Here is a 17,452-nt window from a genome sequence, read left to right as displayed (position 1 = left end):
GCTGTGCACAGGCACCCTGCGGCAACGCCCTCCGAGATCGCCGAACTGTCCCGCTGCTCCGCGGTTTTCGTCCCCGCGGATCCGGCCCGTACCGGCAGGATCGCGTTCTGGAATCCGGACGGTAGCACCCCTTCCGGCACTCCCGGGACCTCGTCGGAACTGACCGTGGTCGGAGCCGACCTGCGACCCCGCACGGTTTCGGCGCTGTGCCTGCCCGTCCGGGACGCGCTGCCGGTACTGACCCGGGCGCGGGCCGCCGCGCACGCCTCCCCCGCGACCGCCTTCTGGGGTGCCGCCGCGCTTCTGGCTCTCCAGTTCGTGGCCCGCGGCCTTCTGCTGCCGGGGCTGAGCGCCACCGACCACGACGCCTGGCGCATCGGCCCGTTGGTCGCCGAGGACCTCGAACGGGTCCGGGAGCTGGCCGCGTCGATGCCGCCGACCGCGCACGCGACTCCGGTACCGACCGACGACACCGCGGGCGAACCGTTCCTGCCGGAACCGTCGTTGTCCGAACGGTCGTTGTCCGAACCATTGCTGCCCGAACCGGAGCGCCTGCTGCGTGCGTTCCTCGACGCCGTGGCCGACGCGATGCCCCGTACACCGGCTGCCGGATTCGTCGCCGCCGGACCCGCGTTCGCCGCCCGGCAGCCGCAGCATCTGCCCGAGGGGCGGGCCTGGGCGGCCGATGTGGCGGCCGGTCACGACGCGGGTGTACGGCTCTCGTTGCGTATCGAGGTCACGGGCGTGACCTCGCGGGCGAGCGGCGTGGAAGGGGACTCCGAGCCCGCCCCGGGGGCGGTACGGGCGGCGTCCGGTCCGGACGCGGTCGTTCCGTCGTTCCGGGCCGTGCCTCAGATCCACAGCGTCAGCGATCCCACGCTGGTCGCCGATGCGGCCGAGGTATGGGCGGGCGGCTCGCGGACCGCTGCCGCGTTCGGGCCGCGGGCCCGGATGGACGCCCTCCTCACCCTGCGGCGGGCCGCCCGCGCCTGGCCCCCGCTGGCGCCGTTGCTCTCCGCCGCGGTGCCGGACTCGGTGGAACCGGCCGACGAGGAGATCGCCGAGCTGCTGGGGCCCGCCTCGCGTGCTCTTGCCGCCGCCGGGGTACAGGTGCACTGGCCCAGGGAGCTGGCCAGGAAACTCACCGCGCGCGCCGTGATCGGCCCGGACGACGCGGACGACGCGGACCTCACGGACCGGGAAGGCGACGAGCAGGCGGCCGGGCGGCGCGGACGTACCGCTGCGGATGTGCCCTCGTTCCTCTCCGCCGACGCCCTGCTCTCGTTCGACTGGCGGTTCGCCCTGGGCGACCGGAAGCTGACCCGCGAGGAGCTGGACCGGCTCGCCGAGTCCTCCCGGCCCATCGTGCGGCTGCGCGACCAATGGGTGCTCATCGATCCCGAGGAGGCGCGCCGGGCCCGGGAGACCCAGGACCGCAAGGTCACCCCGATCGACGCGCTCGGCGCGGTGCTGACCGGTTCGACGGAGGTGGACGGCCGCCGTGTGGAGGTGGCGGCGACCGGCTGGCTCCAGCGGTTGCGGGACCGGCTGGCCGATCCGGAGTCCGCCGCCCAGCAGGCGATCGGGCAGCCCGAGGCGCTCACCGCGACCCTGCGCGACTATCAGCTGCGCGGGCTGAACTGGCTGAACACCATGACCTCGCTCGGCCTCGGAGCCTGTCTCGCCGACGACATGGGGCTCGGCAAGACGATCACGCTCATCGCCCTGCATCTGCACCGGCAGAGCGACCGGGACGCGGCGGGCCCGACGCTGGTGGTGTGCCCGACGTCGTTGATGGGCAACTGGCAGCGGGAGATCGAGAGGTTCGCTCCGGGCACCCCCGTCCGCCGCTTCCACGGCGCGTCGCGTTCCCTGGAAGGCCTGGTGGACGGCGAGTTCGTCCTGACGACGTACGGCACGATGCGCCTGGACGCACCCCGGCTCGCCGCCGTGTCCTGGGGCATGGTCGTCATCGACGAGGCCCAGCACGTCAAGAACCCGCACTCGGCGACGGCCAAGCAGCTGCGGACCCTCGGGGCCCGCGCCCGTGTCGCGCTCACCGGTACCCCCGTCGAGAACAACCTCTCCGAGCTGTGGGCGATCCTGGACTGGACGACTCCCGGTCTGCTCGGCCGGCTCGGCACCTTCCGTGCGCGGTACGCCGCCGCGGTCGAGGGCGGTGACGACCCGGGCGCCGCGGAGCGACTCGCGGCGCTGGTGCGGCCGTTCCTGCTGCGCCGCCGGAAGTCCGACCCGGGCATCGCGCCCGAGCTGCCGCCCAAGACCGAGACCGACCGGGCCGTGTCGCTGACGCCGGAGCAGACCGGTCTGTACGAGGCCGTGGTCCGCGAGACCCTGGCGGAGATCTCCGCCGCCGACGGCTTCGAGCGGCGCGGTCTCGTGATGAAGCTGCTGACGGCGCTCAAGCAGATCTGCAACCACCCGGCGCAGTACCTCAAGGAGGAGCAGCCGCGGATCGCGGACCGGTCGGGGAAGGTCGAGCTGCTGGACGAGCTCCTGGACACGATCCTGGCCGAGCAGGGTTCGGTGCTGGTCTTCACGCAGTACGTGCAGATGGCCCGGCTGCTGGAGGAGCACCTGGCCGCGCGCGGGGTGGGCACGCAGTTCCTGCACGGCGGTACGCCGGTGGCCCGGCGCGAGGAGATGGTGGCCCGCTTCCAGGCGGGCGAGGCGCCGGTGTTCCTGCTGTCCCTCAAGGCGGCGGGCACCGGGCTCAACCTCACCCGGGCCGGTCATGTGGTGCACTTCGACCGCTGGTGGAATCCGGCGGTCGAGGCGCAGGCGACGGACCGGGCGTACCGGATCGGCCAGACCCAGCCGGTGCAGGTGCACCGGCTGATCGCCGAGGGCACGATCGAGGACCGGATCGCCGAGATGCTCGCCCGTAAGCAGGGCCTGGCGGACGCAGTGCTGGGCTCCGGCGAGGCGGCGCTGACCGAACTGACCGATGCGGAACTGGCCGACCTGGTCGAGCTGCGAGGGGGCGCACGATGAGCGACGCGTACGAGGACGACTACGCATACGCGTACGACGACGGGTACGGGCCGGAGTCCGGGGCGGGCGATACGGACGCCTCCGACCGAGGGGACGACGGCGACGACGGGGCATCGCCGGACGGCCGGCGCGGGCCGGAGCGTACGTTCGCGGCGTTCCCGCCGGCGCAGGGCCGGGGGTTCGCCACGTCCTGGTGGGGCCGGGCGTGGCTCAAGGCGCTGGAGGACACGGCGCTCGACGGTCAGCAGCTCAAGCAGGGGCGGCGGCTGGCCCGGGAGGGCAGGGTCGGGGCGGTCTCCGTACGGCCGGGGCGGATCACGGCGGTGGTGCGGGACCGCGACGGCTCGGCCCACCGCAGCGATGTCCTGCTCCAGCAGCTCGGCGCGGGTGACTGGGACCGGTTCCTGGACATGGCGGTGGACCGGGCCGGGCACATCGCGGCGCTGCTGGACCGGGAGATGCCTCCGCATCTGGTGGAGGACGCGGCGGGCGCCGGGGTCGATCTGCTGCCGGGCATCGGCGATCTGGAGCCGGAGTGCACCTGCGGTGCCTGGGACCACTGCCCGCATTCGGGTGCGCTCTGCTACCAGGTGGCGCGGCTGCTCGACGAGGATCCGTTCGTCCTGCTGCTGATGCGGGGGCGCGACGAGCGGCGGCTGCTGGACGAGCTCCAGGTACGCAGCACGGCCCGCGCGGTCCGGGCCGGCGAGGGCGAGGGACAGGGCGACGACATCGAGGAGCGGGAGGTTCAGGGAGTCCCGGCCGGGGAAGCGTTCGCGGCCGCCGGGATCCTGCCGCCGCTCCCCGCGCCCCCGTCGGCCCCCGCGGAGCCGGGGCTCGGGCCGTCGCTGGACACGGAGACCGGCCCCGTGCCCGGGATCGACCCGGCGGCGCTGGAGGTGCTGGCGGCCGACAGCGCGGTGCGGGCCCGCCGGATGCTGCTGGACGCCCTGGCTCCGGGGCACGAGGGACAGCCGCTCCCGGTGGAGCTGACCCCGCAGCAGGACGCGGTGCGGCTGGCCGCGGACGCCCGGCCGGAGCCGCGGTTCGGGGTCCGGCTGGCCACGGGGTCGGGCCGGCCGCACGCGGACCTGAAGGCCGCGGTCCGTGCCTGGCGGTACGGCGGGGTCGCGGCACTCGCGGTGCTGGACGAGGAGTGGACGCCGGACGAGGAGCAGCTGGGGCGGGCCCGCGCCCGGCTCGGCGAGGCGTGGGAGACGGGCGAGCGGCCGACGCTGCGGGCGAGCGGGCGGGCCCGCTGGACGGTCGTGGGCGCCGACGTCCAGCTGCGGTTCGACCCGAACGGCCGGTGGTGGCCCTACCGCAAGGAGCACGGCCGTTGGGTGCCCGCCGGGCCGGCGGACGACGACCCGGCGGGCGCGTTGGCGGGCGCCGAGGGCGGGGCGTAGGAGGTTACGGGCGCGGCGGGTGCGGCAGTCCGAAAGACCCGGTGCTGGGTGCCCACCGCCGCTTTCGCTCTGCCCTGCCCTGCCCTGCTCTGCTCTGCTCTGCGGGGAACCGGATGGACGGCGGACTCGTCATCCGCATCGGCAGGGGTGATCCACAGGGCGGGTGATTCACAGGACGGGCCCCACCTGCTCGGTTCCGGCCTTACGCTCCGTCCCCCTGCCCCGCCCCCGTACGCCCCCCGGCCCCAGGAGAGCTGTTGCACCGCAGAAGGATCATTCAGGGCGCCGCCGCGACGCTGGCGGCGGCCGTCCTGCCGTCCTCCGCCCGGGCGGTGGCGGCCCCGCAGGGCCCCACCGACTTCGCGGCGGCCCTCTGGGCCCCGGCCGCGCCCGCCAACTACACCGTTCCCGCTCACCCTTCGGAGCGCCGGGTCGACCGGATCGTCATCCATGTCGCCCAGCAGTTGTTCACACCGACCACGGGCATCTTCCGGAGCCCCTCCAAGCAGGTGTCCGCCCACTACGTGGTGCGCTCGGGCGACGGCCATGTCGCCCAGTGCGTACGCGAGAAGAACATCGCCTGGCACGCGGGCAACTGGGCCTGGAACACCCGGAGCATCGGGATCGAGCACGAAGGGTGGGTGGACCGCCCGGAGTTCTTCACGGACATCATGTATCTGCGGTCCGCCGGGCTCACCGCGGACATCTGCGAGCGCCACGGCATTCCCAAGGATCGGGAGCACATCGTCGGCCACCACGAGGTACCGGGCAGCGACCACACCGATCCGGGCGTCCACTGGGACTGGGAGCGCTACCTCCGGCTCGTCACCGCCGCCACCCCCGTCACCTGAGCCGCCCCTCCGCATCCCCCGTATTGATGACTCTCCGCACCGAGGTTGTCGCGGAGACCGGCGGCGACGACGATGGGTGGGCACGACGGCCCTTGGACGGGAGGGTTAAGTTGACGGATCCCTGGGTGGCCCTGGCGGCGGACACCGATCCCGGCGAACAGAGCGGTGCGCTGCGCCGCGCCCATGACGTGTTCACCTCGGCGGGACGGCTGGAGCGGCCGGTCCGCGCGGTGGTCGGCGCGTCCTGGCGGCGCTCGGCGCGGGCGCGGGTCAGCCCGGACGACGCCCCGGCGGTGGAGCTCGGCCCGGACGAGCTGGGCCCCTACCGGGCCGCGCATCCGCTGGCCCGTGCGATGCCCGTGATCCGCGAGCTGATGGGCGCGTACGCGACGGACGGGGAGCATCTGCTGGCCGTCTGCGACGCCCACGGCCGGCTCCTGTGGGTCGAGGGCCACACCGCTGCGCGGCGACGGGCCGGCCTGATGAACTTCGTGGAGGGCGCCCGCTGGGCCGAATCCGTGGCGGGCACGAACGCGCCGGGGACGGCGATCGCGGTGGACCGCCCGGTGCAGGTCTTCGCCGCCGAGCACTTCCTGCGGCCGGTCCAGCAGTGGACCTGCGCGGCCGCGCCGCTGCACGACCCGCACACGGGCCGGGTGCTGGGGGCCGTGGACATCACGGGCGGCGACCGTCTCGCCCATCCGCACAGTCTGGCGTTCGTCCAGGCGGTGGCCCGGGCCGCGGAGTCGCAACTCGCGCTGCTGGCCCCGCCGCCGGACGTCGAGGCGGTGCGGCTGGGCGCGCTGGGCCGGGACGAGGCGCTGCTGGTGGCGCGGGGGCGGCGGCTGCGGCTCAGCCGACGGCACAGCGAGATCCTGGTCGCCCTGGCCCGTCGGCCGGAGGGCCTGAGCGGTGACGAGCTGTTGATCGAGCTGTACGAGGACGAGTCGGTGACCCCGGTGACGCTTCGGGCCGAACTCTCCCGGCTCCGTCGGCTGCTGGGGCCCGATCTGCTGGACTCGCGCCCGTACCGGCTGGCCGTTCCGGTGGACGCCGACTTCGACACGGTGACGCGCCGGCTGGCTTCGGGCGCGGTGGCGGCGGCGCTGGAGGCGTACGCGGGCCCGTTGCTGCCGGGTTCCCGGGCCCCGTCCGTCGTACGGCTGCGGCGGCGGATCACGGAGCAGTTGCGGGCCGCGCTGATCGCCCGGGGTGATCCGGGGCTGCTCGCCGACTGGGCGTACAGCCCGTGGGGCGAGGAGGATCTGCCGGTGTGGCGCGCGCTGGCCGGGGCGGTTCCGGCGGATCAGCGGGCGGCGTTGCTGGCCCGGGTCCGGAGCCTCGACGCCGAACAGCGCGGCTAGCGGCGGCCGCCTGCCCGTACCGGCGGACGACGCCCGCCGCGCGCCGCCGAACGGAATGGTCGCTCACCCCTGGGGGACGGCTCCTTCCTCTCCCGCCCGCCGTCGTAACGCCGTTGCAACGCCCTTGCAACGTCGCCGTCCCTAGCCTCGCGCCGAGGGCCGTCCAACGGCGGGCGGCACCGGATCCGGGAGGCCACAGAGATGACCCGTTACGCTGCGCCGGGCACCGAGGGCGCGATCGTCACGTACGCGTCCCGCTACGACCACTGGATCGGCGGGGAGTACGTCCCGCCGGCCCGGGGGCAGTACTTCGAGAACCCGAGCCCCGTCAACGGCCGCCCGTTCACGGAGATCGCGCGCGGCACGTCCGAGGACGTCGAACTGGCCCTGGACGCCGCCCACGCGGCTGCCCCGGGCTGGGGCGCCACGTCCGCAGGGGACCGGGCCGCGGTACTGAACAGGATCGCCGACCGGATGGAAGCCCGTCTGGAGGAGCTGGCGGTCGCCGAGAGCTGGGAGAACGGCAAGCCGGTGCGGGAGACGCTGGCGGCCGACATCCCGCTGGCCATCGACCACTTCCGGTACTTCGCGGGGGCTCTGCGCGCCCAGGAGGGTTCGCTCAGCGAGATCGACGACGACACCGTCGCGTACCACTTCCACGAGCCGCTGGGCGTGGTGGGCCAGATCATCCCGTGGAACTTCCCCATCCTGATGGCCACCTGGAAGCTCGCCCCGGCGCTGGCCGCGGGCAACGCGGTGGTCCTCAAGCCGGCCGAGCAGACGCCCGCCTCGATCCACTACTGGCTGAGCCTGGTGGCGGATCTGCTGCCGCCGGGCGTCGTCAACATCGTCAACGGCTTCGGAGCGGAGGCGGGCAAGCCGCTCGCCTCCAGCCCCCGCGTCGCGAAGATCGCCTTCACGGGTGAGACCACGACGGGGCGGCTGATCATGCAGTACGCCTCCGAGAACATCAAGCCGGTGACCCTGGAGCTGGGCGGCAAGTCGCCGAACATCTTCTTCGACGACGTCTCGCGCGCCGACGACGACTTCCTCGACAAGGCCCTCGAAGGGTTCACCATGTTCGCCCTCAACCAGGGCGAGGTGTGTACGTGCCCGTCGCGCGCTCTCATCCAGCGCGGCCACTACAACGCGTTCCTGGAGGCGGGCATCGCCCGGACGGAGCAGATCGTACCGGGCCACCCGCTGGACACCGACACGATGATCGGCGCCCAGGCCTCCAACGACCAGCTGCAGAAGATCCTTTCGTATCTGGACATCGGGCAGCAGGAGGGCGCGAAAATCCTCACGGGCGGTCAGCGCATCGAGCACGGCGGTGAGCTGGAGGGCGGCTACTACGTCCAGCCGACGGTCTTCGAGGGCGACAACCGGATGCGGGTCTTCCAGGAGGAGATCTTCGGCCCGGTGGTGGCGGTGACCTCCTTCACGGACTTCGACGACGCCATCAGCACGGCGAACGACACGCTGTACGGGCTGGGAGCCGGGGTCTGGACCCGCGACGTCAACACGGCGTACCGGGCGGGGCGCGGGATCAAGGCGGGCAGGGTCTGGACGAACTGCTATCACGCCTATCCGGCCCATGCCGCGTTCGGCGGCTACAAGCAGTCGGGCATCGGCAGGGAGAACCACAAGATGATGCTGGAGCACTACCAGCAGACGAAGAATCTTCTGGTGTCGTACGCGCCGAAGAAGCTGGGCTTCTTCTAGGAGCACGCGAACAGAAGCACGCGAGAGGGCGCCTGACCCGGACTTCTGCCCGTCAGGCGCCTTCCGTTCGGCCCGCTCGGGGCGGAGCCACGTTGCGCGTGCCTCGCCGCCTGTCGGTCACGCCGGTGGGTCAGAAGCCGGTCAGGGTGGTCTTGCCGATCGCCTTGCCCGATTCCAGGACACGGTGAGCCTCGCGCAGATTCTCCGCGTTGATCGTGCCGAGGTCGGTCGTGGCCGTGGTGGTGAGGACACCGGCGTCGACCAGGCGGGCGATCTGGTTCAGGATGTGCTGCTGAACGGCCTGGTCCGGGGTCTGGTGCAGCGAGCGGGTGAACATGAGCTCCCAGTGGAAGGAGATGCTCTTGGACTTCAGCAGCCCGATCTCGACGGGGCCGAAGTCGTCGATCGCGACGATGTGCCCCATGGGCTTGAGCACGTCCGCGTAGGCGGCCAGGTTCACGTCGGTACCCGCGGTGCTGAAGACGAAGTCCACACCGTCAGGCGCGACCGCCGCCACCTGGGGGATCAGGGGCTTGTGGTGATCGACTACGTGGGCCACTCCCATACGGCGGGCGAACCGGGCCGTCTCCGGACGCGAGGCGGTGCCGATCACCGTGAGGCTGGTCAGTGCTCGCGCCAGCTGGGCGACCATCGCGCCCACGCCGCCCGCGGCCGCGGTCACCAGGAGCGTGCCGGAGTTCTTCAGGGCGCCGTCATGCAGCCCGAGGCGCTCGAACAGTCCCTCCCAGGCCGTGAGTGCGGTCAGGGGAAGGGCCGCCGCCTCCGCGAACGAGAGAGTCGTGGGCTTGCGGGCGACGATGCGCTCGTCCACGGCGTGAAAGCGGGCGTTGGCGCCGGGCCTGTCGATGGCGCCGGCGTAGAAGACCTCGTCACCCGTCTCGAACCCCGTCACCGCGTCACCGACGGCGACAACGACGCCGGCGGCGTCCCATCCCAGGACCTTGGGCTCGCCACCCGGGTCGCTGTTCTTCCTCACCTTGTAGTCCACCGGGTTGACCGCGACCGCCTCGACCCGCACCAGCAGGTCACGGGGGCCGGGCCGCGGCACCGGCAGCGTGACATCCACGAGGCTCTCCGCATCGCCCACGGGCAGGCTCTTGCGGTAGGCGACGGCAGGCATGGTGCTGGGGATCTCGGTCATTTCTCGTACTCCTCGCTCGGTGCCAGCGGATCTCCGCCACCCCAGCAACGTAACTCCGAGGAGGTAGTAACCTTCAAGGGAGCCTACTTCCCATAGGGAAGTGACCTGGTGAGCGGCGGAAGGAACCCCATCCCGATGGTGACGACATGCGCAACCGATCGCCACGACCATCACGACGTCTATGCAGCCCAGTGTCCTTGCCGTGACGTGCTCGACCTGCTGGCCAACAAGTGGTCGGCCCTCGCGATCGGCGCGATGGAAGAGGGGCCGCAGCGGTTCGGCGCCCTGCAGCGCCGGCTGGAAGGCATCAGTTCCAAGGTCCTCACCTCCACGCTCCGCCGTCTGGAGGAGAGGGGTTTCGTCGAGAGGACCATCTACCCGGCCGTGCCGCTCCACGTCGAGTACGAGCTCACCGGCTTGGGCCGCAGCGTGGCTCAGCCGCTGGCACAACTGCGGACCTGGGTGGAAGACCACATCGACGAGATCGCCTAGTCCGCACATCCGTATCGACGTCCGGCTCGGGGTGACGGGCGGTGCGCGCAGCCGCCACCCCGGAGGGTTCACCAGGGCACGGGGCCCTCGTCGTCGAAGAGGCCGCCGCTCGGCCCGCCGTCGGGGAGGGTCGCGAGCCTGATCGCGACCCGTGCTCCTTCCTCGGCGGTACGGGTCCCGCTGAAGCCGTTCAGGTCGGTGGCCACATAGCCGGGGCAGGCGTTGTTCACGAGGATCGGGGTGTCGCGCAGCTCCGCGGCGTACTGGACGGTGACCGCGTTGAGGAAGGTCTTCGTCGGTGCGTAGCCCCCGCTGATCCCTCCGAGATCGGCGTCGGGGTCGGTCTGCAGGGTCAGGGAGCCGACGTGGCTGGACTGATTGACGATCCGCGGATGCGCGGAGCGGTGCAGCAGAGGCAGCATCGCGTTGGTGACCCGGATGACCCCGACGACGTTGGTGTCGACCAGCCGCAGGAGGGCGGCGGGGTCGAGCGACGTCGGCTCGTCCGGCCAACCGCCCGCCGCACCGGCGTTGTTGACGAGCACGTCGAGCCGGCCCGCACGCTCCTCCACGAGCCGGGCGGCGGCGCTCACGTCGGCGTCGTCGGTGACGTCCAGCGGGACGGCGAAGGCGTCGATCCCTCTCGCGCACAGCTCCGCGACGGCCTGCGCCCCGCGCTCCCGGTCCCTGGCGCCGATGCCGACGCTCCAGCCGAGCGCGCCGAGGCCCGCCGCGATCTCGTATCCGATTCCCTTGTTCGCGCCGGTGACCAGCGCGATCGTCTGTTCGCTCATGTCAGCCAGCATCGGCGGCCGGGCGCCGGGAACCAACACCGTACGGGCCTGGCAGCGATGCCTCCGCGGCATCGGTCGCGGTCCGGGCGGGTTGGCGGGTTACGGTGCCGACATGGAGATGCGTGAGCTGCGGTACTTCGTCGCGGTCGCGGAGGAACTGCACTTCGGCAGAGCGGCCGAGCGGCTGGGGATCGCCCAGCCCGCGCTGTCGCGTGCGCTCGCCGGCCTGGAGAGACGGCTCGGGGTGGTGCTGCTGGAGCGGTCCAGCCGCCGGGTCCGGCTCACCGACGCGGGAGCGGTGCTGCTGACGGAGGCGCGTGCGATCCTCGCGGCGGCGGAGGCCGCCGAGCGCCGTACCCGGGAAGCGGCCGAGCGGCGGCCGCGTATCGCCCTGGCGGTCAAGACCGGTACGGCGGGTGAGCTGCTGGCCAAGGTCCTCGACGCGTACGCCGCACACCCCGGCGCGTGCGCGGTCGATCTGCTGCTGTGCGAGGCGCACGAGCAGCGGGAGCTGTTGTGCTCGGGGCGTGCGGACGTGGCGCTGCTGCATCTGCCGTTCGACGCCGTCACCGGACTCGACACGGAGGCGCTGCTGACCGAAGGGCAGGTCGCGGTCCTGCCCGGCGACCACCCGCTGGCCGGCCGGACAACGGTGCGGCAGGCCGAGGTGTCCGCAGCGCCCGGCCCTCCCCCGGCCCGCTGGCCCGGCCCGGACGGCAGCTGCCCCGAAGGCCCCGGAGTCGCGGTGCGGAACCTGACCCAGCTCTTCCAGCTGATCGCCCTCGGCCGGGCCACCGTGGTGGTGCCCGCCTCGGCCGCCGTCGACCTGCGGCGGGACCTGGTCGCCGTGCCGGTGACGGACGCGCCGCCCGTGACGACGGTGCTCGCCTGGCTGCCGGAGAGCCGGTCGCGGCCGGTGGCCGACCTCGTCCGGGTGGCGGCCTCGCTCTGACCCCTCCGTGTTCCGTCGCGGAAGGGAGCCGCCGCTACCCGGGCGGAGGCCGTCGCACCCCGCCCGTGGACTCCCGTACCTCCAACCGGTGCGGTGCGATGCGGACTTCGTACGGGAGGGGGCCCTCGGCGCCGAATCTGAACGTGCCAAGCCGGGCTCGATCCAAGCCGGGCACTGTCCGGGAGGCCCCTACTCGGCGCCCCCGGACAGTGCCGCGTCCACCGCTGCCAGGGCGTGCAGCCGGGTCGTGGGGAAGACCGGCACCGGACTGTCCTCGGGGCCGATGAGCAGTTCGATCTCCGTGCAGCCGAGGATCACGCCCTCCGCCCCGTCCGCCACCAGACCTCGGATGATCTTCCGGTACGCCTCACGGGATTCGGCGCGCACCTCGCCCAGGCACAGTTCGCCGTAGATCACCTCGTGCACCAGGGCCCGGCCCGCCGCGTCCGGGACGCGTACGTCCAGCCCCCGGTCCCGCAGCCGGCCCCGGTAGAAGTCCTGCTCCATGGTGAACGCCGTGCCGAGCAGGCCCACCTTCCGCACCCCCGCCGCGCGGACCGCGTCCGCCGTGGCGTCGGCGAGGTGCACCAGCGGTACCGAGACCGCCGACGCCACCGCATCGGCCACCTTGTGCATGGTGTTGGTGCAGATCAGCACCATGTCGGCCCCGGCGCTCTGCACCGCGCGGGCGGCATCGGCCAGAACCTCGCCGGCCTCCTCCCAGCGCCCCTCCGTCTGGAGCCGCTCGATCTCGGCGAAGTCGACCGAGTAGAGCACGCACCGCGCCGAGTGCAGCCCACCCAGCCGGTCCCGGGTGTACTCGTTGATCAGCCGGTAGTACTCCGCCGTCGACTCCCAGCTCATGCCGCCGATGAGCCCGATCGTCCTCACTGCCGCGTCCCTCCTCGTTCCCTCGTTCGGTCGTTCCGTCGTTCCGTAGTCGTCGTGTTCAATCGTGCGTTTTCCCTTGACGGAAGATACCGGGGCGGCCAAGGGTGGCCCTCAACCTTTGACAACGTTGTCCACCCAGAGGAGAACCACCGTGGGCCCGACCTCCCTTCCCCTCGACCGCCGTCGGCTGCTCCAGATCCTCGGCGCGTCCGGGGCCGTGACCGCACTGCGGCTGAGCGCGGGTTCATCGTCGGCGGCCGCGTCCCCGCTCGCCGGGACCGGCGGGAGCGGCGCGGAGGACGATGTCGCCGCCACGTACTACCGGGTGCTGCTGCGGCACACCCGCTGGTCCGAGACGCAGTGGGACGAGGCCCGGGGCATCTATACGGACAAGTTCTTCGGGTTCGCGGTGGTCCTCGGCCACGCCGTGCTGCTGACACGTGGCAGCTACGACGCGGAGCTGGCGGGGGTGGACCGGGACACGCTCAAGCGGCGGACGCTGGCGACGCTGCGGCACTTCGCCGCCTCCAACCGGCTGGCCGGCGGCACCCAGTGGGGCCGCACCCTGTTCTTCGACACCACGTTCCAGTCGTACTTCGTGCTGGCCGCCCGGCTGCTCTGGGACGAGCTGGACGCGCGGACCCGCTCCCTGGTGGACACCATCGTCCGGGAGCAGGCCGCGTACACGCATGCCCTGGGCACCGGCGACGACCCGGCGTCCGGGTCCTGGACGCCGAACGGGCTGACGGGCGGCCACGTCGGTGACACCAAGCTGGAGGAGATGGGCATCTACGCCCAGGCGCTGGCCCCCGCACTGGCCTGGGCCCCCGACGACCGCCGCCGGGCGGCGTGGGCGGCCGACTACGGCACCTGGTCGCGCAACGAGGCCGGGCTGCCGGAGGCCGACCTGGCCAACCCGGCCCGCGTGGACGGCGTTCCGGTGGCCCGGAACACCGCACGGAACGTCTACGACACGTTCATCGTCGAGAACCACGGCTCCTTCGGCCCGCACTACCAGGCGGAGTTGTGGCGGACCTCGGGGCGCAACGCGGCGCACTTCCTCGCCGCCGGTGAACCGCTGCCCGAGGTGCTGACCCGGCAGCCGAACGCCGGGCCGCTGTGGCGGACCCTGCTGGGGGTGATGTCGGACGCGGGTGAGCCGCTGATGCCGATGGTGAACGACCGCGAGCACCTCTACGGCCGGGATGTCATCCCGCTGGCGTTCCTGTCCCGGGTGATGGGCGACCGGGCGGCGGCCCGCGCCGAAGTCGAGCTCGCGGCGCGGCTGGAGGCGTACCAGGCGTATCCGCCGGAGCACCGGCTGGCGAAGTTCTCCGGTGAGCCGAAGTACGAGCCGGAGGCCCGCGCCGAACTGGCCATCAGCTACCTGCTGCACGTGTGGCCCGGGGCGGGCCGGCCGGTCGTGCCGCTGTCGCAGCGGGAGCTGTTCGCGTACGCCTCCGGGGTGACCGATTTCGGGGAGGGGCCCGGCCTGGTCTCGCACCAGTCCCCCGCCGCCTGGGCGGGCGCGGTGTCCAAGCCGAAGCTCGTGAAGTTCGCGTGGCAGCCGGGCCACGACGACTGGCTGTTCCGGATCAGCGGCGCCACGCCGATGTTCCTGCCCTCGACCGCCGTGGAGGTCACCGGCCGCTCCGTGCGCACGCACACCCGGCTGCGCGACGGCTTCGACGGGAGCGCGACGGTGCTGCGGCTGAAGGACGGCTTCGCGGGGTTCACCACGCTGCCCACCGGCGCGGTCGTCCACGCCGCCGAAGGACCGGACACCGCGGGCGGCCGGCTGGAGGTGCACAACCTCACCATGCCGGGCGTGGCGGGGCTGGACGGCGGGCGGACCTACCGCTTCGCCGAGGGGTCGGCCACGGTCGCGTCCCGGGACTCCTCCGACGGCTCGACGGGCCGGGTCGACGAGCTGTCCTTCGACCGTACGACGGTCCGGCACCTGCGGGTCCAGGGCGTGACACCCGATCCGGCGTACGGCTACTCGCTGTTCGCCGTGGAGGCCCGGGACGGGTCGGACGGGCCCGACCTCGCACGCGGCGGGCGGGCCACCGCGTCCTCGTACACGCCGGGCCGGGGACCCGAGCTGGCCGTGGACGGGGACGGCACGACCCGCTGGGCGGTGTCCACGGCCGACCGGCCGCGCCCCGACAGCTGGCTCGCCGTGGACCTCGGAGAGCCCCGCGCCCTGGACCGGGTCACCCTGCGCTGGGAGAGCGCGGCGGGCCGGAGCTACCTGGTGCAGGGCTCGGACGACGGCGAACGGTGGACGGACCTGGCGAGCGGGCCCGTGCCTGCGCTGCGCAGTGAGGGCGGCTGGCTGGACGTGGACGGCCGCGCGGGCCTGGTCGTACGCGGCGGGCGGGGTCCGCTGGCGGTGTACGGGGACACCGTCGTCCTGGCGGAGGGCGGCGGTACGGGCCCGCTGCTCGTGGAGGGCCACTGCGGGGTGTCCGTCGCCGGCCTGCGCGAACTCGCCCGCCGGCCGGTGCCCGCGGCCGGGGACGAGAAGGTGCGGGCGGCGGTGACGGACGGACACCTGAGCCTGTTCAACCTGTCGGACCGGGCGGTGCGCACCCCGGTCGCCCTGGTGCAGGAGGGCCGCCGCCGGGAGGTCTACGAGGGCGAGCAGATGGTGACCCGGGACGGGCTGCGGTACGAGGCGCGGCTGGAGGCGGCATCGGCGCTGCTGCTGCCGCCCCGGTTCACGCTGGTCCCCCTGTCGGGGCGGTCGCTGCCGAACGGGCTGCGGGTGGAGGTCGTGGACGCCGCCACGGTGCGGCTGGCCGGACCGGTCTGCCGGGTGCGGGTCGAGGCACAGGGGCACAGCACGGTGGCGGTGGTGCGGCCGGGCCGGGGTACGGAGGTCACGGTGCGCGGGGCACGGGCGTATCCGACGACGGACCTCGCCCTGGGCCGGGCCGTCTTCCCGAACGCGCCGCTGCCGACGGGGATGTCGGAGCCGTCGGCGGCCGTCGACGGTGACCCGGACACGGTGTGGCGGCCGGGACGCGACGGCCGCCTGGTGGTGGACCTCGGGGCGCGGCGCGCGGTGGGCCGGGTGGAGGCCGAGTGGTCGGCCGGGCGGGTCCCGGGCCTGTCCGTGGAATTCAGTGACGACGGGATCCGCTACCGCCGGGCGGGCGCGCTCACCGGCCATGGCCGGGTGCGGAGTCTGCGGGCGACGGGCTCCCCGCGCTATGTGGCGCTGCGGGTCTCGGGCACCCCGGAGGGGCGCGGCGGTCTCGTACGGCTGTCGGTCCGCTGACGGACCGGGGCCACCGGCACGCTGATCGCGTGGGCGGACCGGGCCCACCGGCGCGTCGGTCGCTTGGCCGTTAACCCGCGTGGCGGGGGGGCCGGATCGCTGGTCAGCCCCAGTCCCTCGCCCTTGCCCTCATGTACTGGGCGTACTCGGGTCCTTGCCCGCCAGGTCCGCGCGCGCACGGCGGACCTGGCATGGCGGCCGAGCCCTCGCGGCCGTCGTCACCGTGGATCGTGCCGGATGACTTGGGGGGCTCCGGAACGAAGACTGTCCCCGCCGGCGAACCGGGCGGGGACAGTCATCAGGGCCGATGGCGCATGACCCTGGTGGGCGCGGGAATCAGATGATGCTCACACCGTAGGCGCTGAGCGCCTCGGTGACGGGCTGGAAGAACGTGGTGCCGCCGGAGGAGCAGTTGCCGCTGCCGCCGGAGGTGAGACCGAGTGCGGTGGTCCCGGAGAAGAGCGCGCCGCCGCTGTCGCCGGGCTCGGCGCAGACGTTGGTCTGGATCAGACCGGAGACAATGCCGTCGGCACCGTAGTTGACGGTGGCGTTGAGGCCGGTGACCGAGCCGCCGTGCAGGCCGGTGGTGCTGCCGCTGCGCTGGACGGACTGGCCGACCGAGGCGTTCCCGGCGCCGGTGATCTCCTGGTAGCCGCCGTTGTAGAGGTAGACACGACCGTCGGCCGCGCCGGGGTCGGAGTGCCGGATGATGCCGTAGTCGTTGCCGGGGAAGCTGGACCCGGTGGTGGTGCCGATGGACCACGAGCTGCCGATGTTGGTGCAGTGGCCGGCGGTCAGGGCGAACTTGGTGCCCGCGCTGTCCTGCACGTTGAAGCCCAGGGAGCACCGGGCCCCGCCGGTGGTGATGGCCTCGCCGCCCGCGATGAGCTTGGAGAACTTACCGGGGGTGTGCTTGACCTCGAGGGCGTCGGCGTTCACGCCGGCCTCGTTCTCGATCTTGGCGATCTCGGCCTTGCTGACCGTGCTGTCGACGGTGACGACGACCTTGCCCGACTCGCCATCGACATACCAGGCGGTGCCGCCGACGTCGGCGGTACGCACGGAGTCGGCCGTTTGGCTGAGCTCGGTGGCGCTGAACGCCTTGGGGGCCGGCTGGGCGGATGCGGTGGCGGCGGGGACGGCAAGCGCCGCGGCGGCGGCGAGGCCGGTCGCCCCGGCGATGAGTCGTGCTCGTCTCGAACTGCTGTGGGGGTGAGAGAGTCGCACTGTAGTCCTCCAGATCGTGGGGGGGGGGAACTCGGGGCGTTGGGTGGACGCCCATGACACGTCATCAGGAAGATGATGGAGCTATCATGTCCCTGACAACGTTGTTCCATGCTGGTCAGACCTGGACCCCCGCACAAGACCCCCGAGGGTGGGGCTGGCCGACAATCAGCCATCCGGCGAGATCCAGACACCGCCAAATCGGCACATTGGAGCCCTGCCGCAGTAGCGGGATGACGGAAAACGATCGGCGGGGCTTCTTCCAGCCGCCGCCGAGGCAGGCCGTC

12 protein-coding genes are annotated in these 17,452 nt (G+C 72.9%); 8 read left to right on the top strand and 4 right to left on the bottom strand.

Going from position 1 to position 17,452, the window contains the following annotated elements:
- Positions 1-3 precede the first annotated feature (3 nt).
- From ACSMXR_RS35260 to exaC, 5 genes are all read left to right on the top strand, one after another.
- Entirely contained in the window at positions 4-3,015 is a 3,012-nt protein-coding gene (locus tag ACSMXR_RS35260; protein ID WP_473170796.1) for an SNF2-related protein, read from the top strand.
- Positions 3,012-4,424, top strand: a complete 1,413-nt coding sequence (locus tag ACSMXR_RS35255; protein ID WP_473170795.1) for an SWIM zinc finger family protein — start codon at positions 3,012-3,014, stop codon at positions 4,422-4,424. Before ACSMXR_RS35260 ends, ACSMXR_RS35255 begins: the two co-directional genes overlap by 4 nt.
- Positions 4,425-4,681: 257 nt before the next feature.
- Entirely contained in the window at positions 4,682-5,275 is a 594-nt protein-coding gene (locus tag ACSMXR_RS35250; protein ID WP_473170794.1) for an N-acetylmuramoyl-L-alanine amidase, read from the top strand.
- A gap of 110 nt (positions 5,276-5,385) precedes the next feature.
- Complete coding sequence (locus ACSMXR_RS35245; RefSeq protein WP_364883027.1) at positions 5,386-6,639, top strand: GAF domain-containing protein; 1,254 nt, start codon at positions 5,386-5,388, stop codon at positions 6,637-6,639.
- Positions 6,640-6,840: 201 nt separating this feature from the next.
- Positions 6,841-8,364, top strand: a complete 1,524-nt coding sequence (exaC, locus tag ACSMXR_RS35240; RefSeq protein ID WP_473170793.1) for an acetaldehyde dehydrogenase ExaC — start codon at positions 6,841-6,843, stop codon at positions 8,362-8,364.
- A 130-nt stretch (positions 8,365-8,494) separates the two neighbouring features.
- On the opposite strand, the gene ACSMXR_RS35235 is transcribed toward exaC, so the two are convergent.
- Entirely contained in the window at positions 8,495-9,526 is a 1,032-nt protein-coding gene (locus tag ACSMXR_RS35235; protein WP_381908663.1) for a zinc-binding alcohol dehydrogenase family protein, read from the bottom strand.
- Between the two features lie 135 nt (positions 9,527-9,661).
- On the opposite strand from ACSMXR_RS35235, the gene ACSMXR_RS35230 reads away from it, so the two are divergent.
- Positions 9,662-10,018, top strand: a complete 357-nt coding sequence (locus tag ACSMXR_RS35230) for a winged helix-turn-helix transcriptional regulator (protein WP_218523619.1) — start codon at positions 9,662-9,664, stop codon at positions 10,016-10,018.
- Between the two features lie 68 nt (positions 10,019-10,086).
- Here ACSMXR_RS35230 and ACSMXR_RS35225 read toward each other — a convergent pair whose 3' ends face one another.
- Complete coding sequence (locus ACSMXR_RS35225) at positions 10,087-10,824, bottom strand: SDR family oxidoreductase (protein ID WP_218526339.1); 738 nt, start codon at positions 10,822-10,824, stop codon at positions 10,087-10,089.
- Between the two features lie 100 nt (positions 10,825-10,924).
- On the opposite strand from ACSMXR_RS35225, the gene ACSMXR_RS35220 reads away from it, so the two are divergent.
- Complete coding sequence (locus ACSMXR_RS35220) at positions 10,925-11,764, top strand: LysR family transcriptional regulator (protein WP_473170792.1); 840 nt, start codon at positions 10,925-10,927, stop codon at positions 11,762-11,764.
- Between the two features lie 189 nt (positions 11,765-11,953).
- Here ACSMXR_RS35220 and ACSMXR_RS35215 read toward each other — a convergent pair whose 3' ends face one another.
- Positions 11,954-12,655, bottom strand: a complete 702-nt coding sequence (locus tag ACSMXR_RS35215; RefSeq protein WP_473170791.1) for an aspartate/glutamate racemase family protein — start codon at positions 12,653-12,655, stop codon at positions 11,954-11,956.
- A gap of 151 nt (positions 12,656-12,806) precedes the next feature.
- Here ACSMXR_RS35215 and ACSMXR_RS35210 point away from each other — a divergent pair, with 151 nt between their 5' ends.
- Positions 12,807-15,941, top strand: a complete 3,135-nt coding sequence (locus tag ACSMXR_RS35210) for a discoidin domain-containing protein (RefSeq protein WP_473170790.1) — start codon at positions 12,807-12,809, stop codon at positions 15,939-15,941.
- Between the two features lie 336 nt (positions 15,942-16,277).
- Here the strand turns inward: ACSMXR_RS35210 and ACSMXR_RS35205 are convergent, their stop codons facing one another.
- Positions 16,278-17,168 (bottom strand): S1 family peptidase, encoded by an 891-nt coding sequence (locus ACSMXR_RS35205; protein WP_364883042.1) that lies wholly within the window; start codon positions 17,166-17,168, stop codon positions 16,278-16,280.
- Positions 17,169-17,452 lie beyond the last annotated feature (284 nt).

The organism is Streptomyces sp. DSM 106670, assembly GCF_055792845.1.
The sequence above is the reverse complement of the archived record's forward strand: the minus strand, read 5'-3'. Positions and strand labels throughout refer to the sequence as shown.